8 protein-coding genes are annotated in these 8,680 nt (G+C 49.0%); all 8 read right to left on the reverse strand.

Annotation, left to right across the window (positions count from 1 at the left end; all coding sequences use genetic code 11):
* Positions 1-53: 53 nt before the first annotated feature.
* Positions 54-233 (reverse strand): hypothetical protein, encoded by a 180-nt coding sequence (locus tag BWI96_RS16810; protein WP_106637699.1) that lies wholly within the window; start codon positions 231-233, stop codon positions 54-56.
* 59 nt (positions 234-292) lie between these two features.
* On the reverse strand, positions 293-850 hold the full coding sequence (locus BWI96_RS16815) for a hypothetical protein (protein WP_106637700.1): 558 nt from the start codon (positions 848-850) through the stop codon (positions 293-295).
* A gap of 57 nt (positions 851-907) precedes the next feature.
* Entirely contained in the window at positions 908-1,213 is a 306-nt protein-coding gene (locus BWI96_RS16820; RefSeq protein ID WP_106637701.1) for a hypothetical protein, read from the reverse strand.
* 81 nt (positions 1,214-1,294) lie between these two features.
* Positions 1,295-2,236 (reverse strand): hypothetical protein, encoded by a 942-nt coding sequence (locus BWI96_RS16825; protein WP_106637702.1) that lies wholly within the window; start codon positions 2,234-2,236, stop codon positions 1,295-1,297.
* Between the two features lie 64 nt (positions 2,237-2,300).
* Positions 2,301-3,638, reverse strand: a complete 1,338-nt coding sequence (locus BWI96_RS16830) for a S49 family peptidase (protein WP_106637703.1) — start codon at positions 3,636-3,638, stop codon at positions 2,301-2,303.
* Between the two features lie 217 nt (positions 3,639-3,855).
* Entirely contained in the window at positions 3,856-5,664 is a 1,809-nt protein-coding gene (locus tag BWI96_RS16835) for a hypothetical protein (RefSeq protein ID WP_106637704.1), read from the reverse strand.
* A gap of 5 nt (positions 5,665-5,669) precedes the next feature.
* Positions 5,670-8,279, reverse strand: coding sequence for a fibronectin type III domain-containing protein (locus BWI96_RS16840; RefSeq protein ID WP_106637705.1), 2,610 nt, complete (start codon positions 8,277-8,279; stop codon positions 5,670-5,672).
* Positions 8,280-8,307: 28 nt separating this feature from the next.
* A partial coding sequence (locus BWI96_RS16845) for a DUF1353 domain-containing protein (RefSeq protein ID WP_157830409.1) occupies positions 8,308-8,680 on the reverse strand: 373 nt, incomplete at its 5' end.

Consider the following 8,680-nt stretch of genomic DNA (forward strand, 5'->3'; position numbering starts at 1 on the left):
AAGGCGGGCGGCTCCTGCCGTCCGCCTTTCGCTTGATAGAAGTATAAGTGAAACTACTTTTTCGCAACGGGTTTCAAGTACGGGAAACCAGCGACGAACAGATCATTGGCCTGTTTAATAGTAATTGAATCTAAACTGGTTTCTCCAGTTAAAGGATGATGAAAATCGCCGGCTTCTTTCAGGCCAGTTACTTCGAATTTTTCAGCTACTTCAGCTTTCAGGGACTTAGCCATTGTTTGATAGTAATTAGGGATGGATGAAAATAACCCCTGACTCAGCAGGGGTTATTAGGTTAAACCGCAGCGGTCAGGGGAATTGTGCCGGTGTAATTAAATGCGGGTTTGCCGGTAGCGTTGATTTCGAATTCCGTCATTCGCTCATCGTCCGCTTTGGCTCCAGAGGCCAGCTTTCCAGAAGTGACCATGGCGGGTTTATCTTTCCAGCCAATGACTTCCTGTTCTCCATTTAAGCCGATCACGATGAAGATCATATTGCCATTTTTCGTGGCATCTAAAAAGCCTTTCACCTGGGCGGAAGTCGAGCGAACTGCTCCCTTGAGCGTATTAGACCAGGATTTACCTTTCGCGGGTCCAACCAGCTCAGATTCAACGGAAGGCAGATCAGAAGTAAACTGGAATTTGTTAAACTTCTTACCCGTGTTCATAATGAAGCTATCCGTCAACGTTACTCGTTGTTCGAAGGTAGTCGTCGCGTCTTTGGAGGGCAGGGTAGGCCAGGTTTTAATATCGGATTCGAAACAGTAGTAACCCGTTCGCTCCAAACCAGCGACTCCCGTATCGCCATTTTGACACTCCAGCACATCTTCGAGTTTTGCGTCAATGCAAGACATCTCTTTTGTGGGTTAGGTGATTGATAAACAGAAAAACCCTGTCTGTAGGGTTTTTGATTAGGTAAGGGGAACGATGACCTGCTGGCCTTCTACTTTGAGAAGCTTTTCACCCAGACCGTCTTTCTCCAGTTGATCAGCAGAATAAAGAGCACCTTCCAGGATAAACTTAGGAACCAGTACCCGATACTTTTTATTCTTAATTGTGACGACCAAATCTTTCGTTTTGGCTTCAGCTTCTGCATCCGCTAGTTTATCCGTCAGCGAGTCATTTTCTGATTGCTGCGTTTGAATCGTTTGCGATTGCTCCAAAATTTTGGCCTTAAGCTGCTCTTCAGTTAGGCCTTCAAGTTCTTTTAAATCCATGGGGATCAAGGTTTGCGATTGTAACAGCGGGGCCGCTCGAAAGCTAAACCCCAACTGAATCGGCTAGGTGGATGTGGATGATTAGGCCTGATCGTTAACCGCCAGAGCGTCCAGATCAGCGATTTGAAGACCCATGATGAGTTTCATGGAAAACTCCATATGATAGTGGCCGTCAATTAATTTGAATGGAGTTAATGGACTAGTGCCATCCGTACCCATGTACAGGTTCTTACCCGCTGAAGCAATAATTCGCTGAGAGTTACCCATCCAGATACAGGGGCGAATGCTCCAGTTAGCCGCGTACATGAAAACGATTTCTTTGGAACGCAATTCATTCCCCGTAAAAATGGGTGAGGTCTTGTACTCGGCCCGGTAATTCTCGAAGTACTTCCAGTACACATCTTCAGAAACGTAGATTACGCCACCTTTGGCCCGAACCGCAGGGGATAAGCTTTTAAAGACTGCTTCTGTTTTACTGATCGCATTGGCATTCGTGATTGCACCCGTAACGACTGGAACCAGATTAGCTGCGGTCACTTCTTTAGCGATAATGGTTCCGAAGCCATCGGTGATTTTACGAGCTTTTTGCACGGCAGTATCGCCATTAACGACGGCTTCTTTTTTGCCGAAATACACGATGTGCTGATCGATGGTATTCTGAGCCCGCTCGGTAAGCTGTTCGAAAATAAACTGCTCTTCAGGGATATCGCGTCCACCTGGTCTTAATTGCTCACCTAAGTATTCCCGGCGGAACGCTTCAGGTTCAAACGTTAAGTCTCCTTGTCCTACGTCAACTCGTAGTTTACGGTCTTCTAAAGCAACTGCATCCGTTTTTTCAAACGTGCCGGTATACGGCTTTAAAAATTCTGAAGTCGTGATCTTAGGAATGTTGACTTCATTGTTGATCCCTGGAAGCACCGTTAAATCTTCAAAGGCGGTAAAGCCCGTGATGATCTGAGCGATAATTGGCAACCAGTTGGCATTGAGGTACGCACTGAGTTGTGCGAAAGAAATACTGCCCATTGTGTGTAATAAAAGTTAGGTGTGGGATGGATTAGGGTACGCGTACTATGGAGGGGTGGATAGACTATTTTTTTCGGTTTTCGCGGTTCTTTTTAGCCGCTGCTGCCAGATTGCTTACCTGAGCCATGCCTGCATGAGCCGCCGCTGGCGAATCATCTTCAACCGTGATAGGATCAGTAGTAGGCGTGGGAGCCTGAGCTACCGGAGCACCCGGTACGCGGGCTTCTAATTCAGTGATGCGAGCTTGTAAACCAGCAGTCGCGGTTTGGTGAGCTGTATTAGCAGCCGCGATCTGATCATTCAGGCCTTGGATGGTGGAATCACGCTCAGCAATAGTAGCCACGTGCGTAGCAATCGTGGTATCACGCTCGGTAACCTGAGTATTGAGATTATCGATTTGACTCATTACCTCAGTTTCAGCCTGGGTAGTATCAGGCTGCTCAGTTGACAAACCGAACTTCGCCCGGACTTTGTTAATAAAATTCATGTCAGTGTATTGTTTGGGGGTGATTTTGCGGGGGGATTTACTAAGGGCAAAAGCTAAGGCTTCCTCGAAAGTACAGATACCATCAATGAGGCCGTTTTCCTGAGCTTCCTGCGTGAGCATCGTTTTGCCTTGAAGGGCTAAGGCACTCACGTTCGGGCGGGTAGCCTTCACGAAGTTCATAAAGTTCTGATCGAGCTTATAGAGGATTCCCTCGGTGTACTGCGTAAAATCGCCTTCTTTGGCCGCCCGGTGTTCTGCGTTCTTCAGGGGTGAATCGACCGAATACAGATCGATCATCTTGATACCCAGATTCTCGTAGTACTGTGTATAATCTCGGTAGCTGATCATCACGCCAATCGAGCCAAACATGCAGTTCAGACTCGAAGCGAACGTATAATCCGAAGCGGAAGAAATGTACTGGCCACCCGAGCAGCTCATGCCTTCACAAAATGAAACAATCGTTTTGGTGCAGGCGAGTTTAGCCAGGGCTACTTCAGCGGTACCCAGCACGGCTCCGCCGGGCGTATTTTCGACCTCTAAAAAGGCTTTGACTTGAGGGTCAGCTTCACCTTTCTGATACCATTTGGCGATCGTGCTCGTACCAGGTACGCCGCAATAGTCGTACTGCATCAAAGTTTCCATCACCGGAATGATTAGCACACCAGTGTCCGTCAAGACAGGGTAGTAATCCAGCCAGTATTGTTCTTCTTCGCTGACGTAGGGGGTAGCAGAACAGGTGAAGCGTGCCTCAAAGCCCACTTTAGGGGCTGCATCGTCACTTCCCATCATCGAGCGTGGATTCTCCTGTCCGTTACGAAAGGCTAAGAAGACCGGCATACACATGCCCACGCCTTCCGGACCGAGAAAAAACGCTTGATTGAATACACTGGATAAGAGACGACGGGAATCTTTCATAAGGGACTAGTTCATCCGAATTTCGTATGAGTACAAGTAGACTGTTCGGGATACGAAATTCAGGGGAAGTAAGCAAGCCAAAAAGGACACTAAACGCAAGAAAGCCAGGCATTGCCCGGCTTTCTTAGCTGTTAATCATTTCACTTGTACCCTTGAGCTATTCCCTAAAAAGAGGACAAACCGAAAGGTAGTTTACTAGGGTAGCCCCTTCATCGATTTAATCTTCACCCCCACCACCGCCTGAAGCGTCTGGATTTGGATTCGAGGTCGTCGCGGTGGTGTTGATGGGATAGGAATTCACAAACAAAGCTCTAACGTCGCTATCATCTACCCGGATGACAATGTGCTTACCGGGGTTCTGATCGGCTACTTTTTTCCACTCCGAGTGGATGTAATTATCCCCGATGTGATTGTATTTCCCGTCTAATGCTATCTTGAGAAACGGAATGGTAAGCGTAATCGGATTGCCCTGGCTATTCAGGTTATCAGGCTTAAACGTACTGGTAGCTGCGGATAAATTAACCCGGTTGGATACTTCCGTCCAGAAACTGTATGATTCAATGCCTTTACTTTCATTATTGTAGCTGAAGGCAGATAAGCCTACGCCGTTATTAATTGAAAGCCAGGCCGCTTCGGTAAGAAAATCGAGCGTGAACACATCCAGGCCTGGACTGGGTTCCCAGCACGGATAAGCTCCAGCGAGCTGAGCCCCTGATAGGATCTGATCAATCACAAAAGGCCCTGCACCAAACTCATGCGAGTTATTGCTTTTTACCGTCATCCATCGATCATATTTCAGCAGCCGCTGAGCGAAGTTGTGTGACTTCATGCGGAACATATCCCCGTTCATGATACTACCCACATCGAAAGCAAATAATTTCGTTCGGGTGATCGGCACCTGATCGTAAACGTACTTCTGCATTTCATACTCGAAGAGATCATGGGCTTCCGCCTGGTACCACTGCCACAAACTTTGCATCGTATCATTCCCACCGTCTGCATTGTTGAGTAGCATATTGCTATTGAACGCATCGAGTGTAAATGCCGGAATCGTAGTCCCTAAGCGGCTATTAAGCGTCTGGATGCTACCAAAACGGGCCTGACAGAAGTTCATGAAGGCCGTTCGCATCTTTTCACTGTAATCCCCGTAGCTCAAACTCCAGGTACCATTTGCATCTCCATCATAGTAGCCGCCCGAAAAATTAGATTCACCAGACTCGTTGAGCTGGAATCCGATTTCCCGAATCGTGCCGTCGTTAATTGCTTTCTGATAGCGGGTACAAAACTTCTTGAATCCTTCTTTGTAGAAAGCCAGGGCTTTGGCACTCACGTAGCAGGGGTATTTTGTGAGGTAGCTATTCGAAGGACGTAAGTCCGCGTACTGGCCGTCTGGGCGTTTGGGACATTCTTCCCAGCCGTAGCCGAAGCCTGTACTTGATAACTGGTTGCTGAGTAATCCTCCGTCGTAGGTAATGCGAAGGTTCATCCGCGTAGCAGCAGAATTACCTGAATTATAGGCATTGTAAACGAGCTGATCGAAGGTGTTGTCGATCTGATCCTGCGTAAACGTCTGATTAGGAACGGTGTGGTCGTAGGGCGTTGACCACTTGGCATCATTCCACTTGGCAGCCGTATTTAAGAGATCAAACGCGTGAAAACTGGCCGTATAGGTGGTAAAGCCAGGGATATTCTTGACTTTAGCCAAGCCCACCGCGAAATCGCTAGGGCTGGAATAATAGCCTCCTTTCATACGAATATGCTTGTTCATGAGTTGATGCGTAACCGCATCCACTGAACCCGCACTTGATGAATTATCCGCCCCGGTTACTTTCCAGGCGTAGCCGTAACCCGGGGCCGTGAATTTTTCTTCCGCCTTATTGGACTGGCGGGTTTCTACCAGGGTACCCCCGGCGTTGTAAAGCTGGTAGGTATAGGGGGTTTGTCCCTCGGTAACTCGTAAGTAAATAGAGCCCTGCCCGCTCACCAGAGCGGGTAACAGGGTCAGAAATAAGAGGAATCTTTTCATGTGGGTTAATTGGAAGTAGTGTAAGATCGGGCTTTCATCGTACCCCGCGATTCACTCACCGGAGGTTGAGCGGATACCGTGAATTCGATGTAGTTGCGTTTGGCATCAGCATTGGCCGTTTCGGTGACGTACATCCGGTAGGTAACACCTGGCGTAAGGTTGCAACTGGAAATATCGACGGTGAATGTTCCGGTGCTGGGAATGTTGTTTTCAGCACATCTTTTCCACTCACCCCCGTTATTGAACTCGCCCTGATACACCGCCCAGGAGTAGTTTTTCGTCCCGCTACCGTGGTTTGTGACGGTGATGGTCGTCGATGAGCTAGACGTATTCGAAAGTGAAAGCTGTACGGGCTGGGTGGTTACGGGTGCTTGCCCATTCGGAGTCTGATCGGCGGCCTCCAGTGAAGTCGTAAAGTCAGAAAACGGCTGTACCTCTTTTCCAAAATTCGGGCCTGTAACCATTTTCAGCACGTTTGAATACAAGCCGTACTTACCATCACTCAGGCGTTTAAATCGAACCCGGAATCGATACGTGGTATTAGGCGTAAATTCATTGAGAACGAACTTAAAGAAATTGCTGACCACCCCATCGCCGCCTACAGCCCAGGCATCGTTTCCGATGCGATAATCCCAGGCAGCCGGAATGCTACTCGTAGAAACGGGCGTATAGCTTACTTGTCCGTACTGCTCAGGCGTTTGCACGCTAGAAGTACGGGACATTTCCAGAATGGTAGGCGTAGCAATGTCGGAAGATCCGGCCTGCGTGGTCGCTTCCGTTTCGGGCGAAGAGTTCGGCGAATACACTTCATTACTACCTTCTTTTTTCGCTACCTGAAGGTGAAACAGATACTTGGTTCCCGCTTTCAGGTTTGTTACCTGGTACGTGCTGATTGTGGTTGGAATATCAATCCGGTCATAGCTGATCTGACCCGAAGCTGCTTTCCATTCCGCGATGTAGAGAAACGCCCGGCTAATGCTCGAATTATTGAAATTAAGGCCTAACGTAAGCGAGCTGCTGGTGATGTTACTCACACTCGTAATGGCAGGGGTATTGACCTTGATTACGCCTGTCATGTTGAAAGGCCCGTAGCGTTCCCAGCTTGAAGGTTGTTTCCCGTCGCTGGTAGTTGAATTACGGCGGTAGCGTAAGTATCTAAAATCAGAATCATTGATGTTGTCAATGAACATCGTATAGTGACCAGGTGCGTAGAGCTCCATGCCCGCCGCGAATTCCCAAAGCTCATCTTTCACCACGTCCGGGGCATTTTGCCGGGAAATGTAGAAGCTCACCCCACCGCCGTACTCGGTGATGTCGAATTCAAGTTTTGCCTGAGTTGGACCGTTTTGCGTGACCACCAGATTTTTGATGTTAGGCCAAACCGTGAAGTTATCGACGGCGGGCGTGGTACCTGAAACGGTGTTGGAAAGCGGGGATTGGCCCTGCGGCGTGAGAGCTACGAGGCGGTAATAATAGGTGGTACTGGGAGCAAGATTCGTGATGGTGTAGGCTCTTTCACCTGCGGCTGCATCGGGCGAAAGCACGACGTAGTGAGCGGTATCACCCTTGGACTGATACACCCGAAAATTATTGACTTCGCCACCGTCCCAAAACCACGCCAGGCTTTGCGAGGTAGCGTTCGGATTGCCCGTATAGCGAATTACCGGAGCGGGTATCGTGCTGGGCACCACGTCGTAATTGAACGTCGTATCAGGAGCCCAGGCAATCCACATATTTTTCCCCGCTTCCTTTTCGATGTTCAGGTGCATTTTCTTCTTGTACCAGAAGTAATCGCCCACCTGACCCGGTTCGAGATGATTTTTCACCGGGGCTATCCGGCGAAGTGATTTCACCGACGTACTCCCACTAAGCCGCTGAGTGATCAATGCCATGTATTCGCCCATGCTCATGCGGTAGTTATCGCTTCCGAAGGTCATCAAAAACCGGGCGTTCATCAGATCAAGATTACTGGCAGAAATTAAAGGTGGCAAAGTAGACCAGTGTAATTCATCCACCCCGATCTTTCCCAGCGTGCCCGGCCACTGCACTACGCCCATTGCGGATACTACGTCCGCGTAAGGCATTCCCTCCAGTCGTCCGGTCGTAGGATTATAGAGCATGAAGGTGTGCTGAAGGGGATTGACGGGCTTATTCGGAGCGTATTTGAAGCTCAGATAATCCGCCAGAATATCGCCAATCGAATTAGGATACTGAGCCAGATTAACCGTAGTGCCCGTTTTCGTGAACGCTGAGCCGAAGGTTAATTCGGTAGCTTTACCGCCGTATTCAATCCAGCGGTTGCCGTTGAAAATAGCAAATTGACGCTGGGAGGTATCCGCCGTCAAACTAGGCCCGATGGCCTGATCTCCTAGAATGGGATTGTTGATCAGATAAGGGGGCCAGGTATAAAATAATTTAGGATCTCGCTTCAAACGGCCATTCCAGTAGGTACCATCTGCTTTCCGGTATTCAATTTCACCTACCGAGGGGCGAAGAATCGGACGAAGAAAATCAACGCTGGGCGGCACCACATCGGATTTGATGGGGATGTCTCCCTGGGCGAAGCTCCAGAGCGAAAGAACGCTCAGGAATATTGCTAAAAGATACTTTTTCATGGAGTTGTTTTAGGGTGTGGGGGGATACTTAGTGAATCCAAAACGGGCGTCCGAAAAGCCGAACCATGCCGTACATGAGTCTAGCTTGTGCAGGCTTCATTCCTTCCTCAATCAGATCCCGAAGGAACGCCTGATCGGCCTCCTGTCTAGCTCGTTTCCTTCCGATTTCCTTTTCACCGATCTGGAAATCATACAGGTAATCATGCTTAATAGAAGGGATCGTGGCTAGGCCGTGCGGCGGGATGATCGGCCAGATTGGACGCGGAACACTCGAAAAGTCGGTCTTGAAACCAGCCGGGATCGTGTAAATCCTGCCTAGATGTTCAAACTGGCAATCGATGAGAACGCGGAACCGGGTCGATTTCTCGCCCGGTCCCGGCTCCACTTTTTCAAGATGAATC

It is taken from the genome of Siphonobacter sp. SORGH_AS_0500, assembly GCF_002838835.1.
Classification (GTDB): Bacteria; Bacteroidota; Bacteroidia; order Cytophagales; family Spirosomataceae; genus Siphonobacter.

Bases quoted from the DNA above. Each gene is read 5' to 3' on its own strand.
- BWI96_RS16835 (WP_106637704.1), bottom strand. From the start codon at position 5,664: ATGAAAAGATTCCTCTTATTTCTGACCCTGTTACCCGCTCTGGTGAGC.
- BWI96_RS16825 (WP_106637702.1), bottom strand. From the start codon at position 2,236: ATGGGCAGTATTTCTTTCGCACAACTCAGTGCGTACCTCAATGCCAAC.
- BWI96_RS16815 (WP_106637700.1), bottom strand. From the start codon at position 850: ATGTCTTGCATTGACGCAAAACTCGAAGATGTGCTGGAGTGTCAAAAT.
- BWI96_RS16840 (WP_106637705.1), bottom strand. From the start codon at position 8,279: ATGAAAAAGTATCTTTTAGCAATATTCCTGAGCGTTCTTTCGCTCTGG.
- BWI96_RS16820 (WP_106637701.1), bottom strand. From the start codon at position 1,213: ATGGATTTAAAAGAACTTGAAGGCCTAACTGAAGAGCAGCTTAAGGCC.
- BWI96_RS16830 (WP_106637703.1), bottom strand. From the start codon at position 3,638: ATGAAAGATTCCCGTCGTCTCTTATCCAGTGTATTCAATCAAGCGTTT.
- BWI96_RS16810 (WP_106637699.1), bottom strand. From the start codon at position 233: ATGGCTAAGTCCCTGAAAGCTGAAGTAGCTGAAAAATTCGAAGTAACT.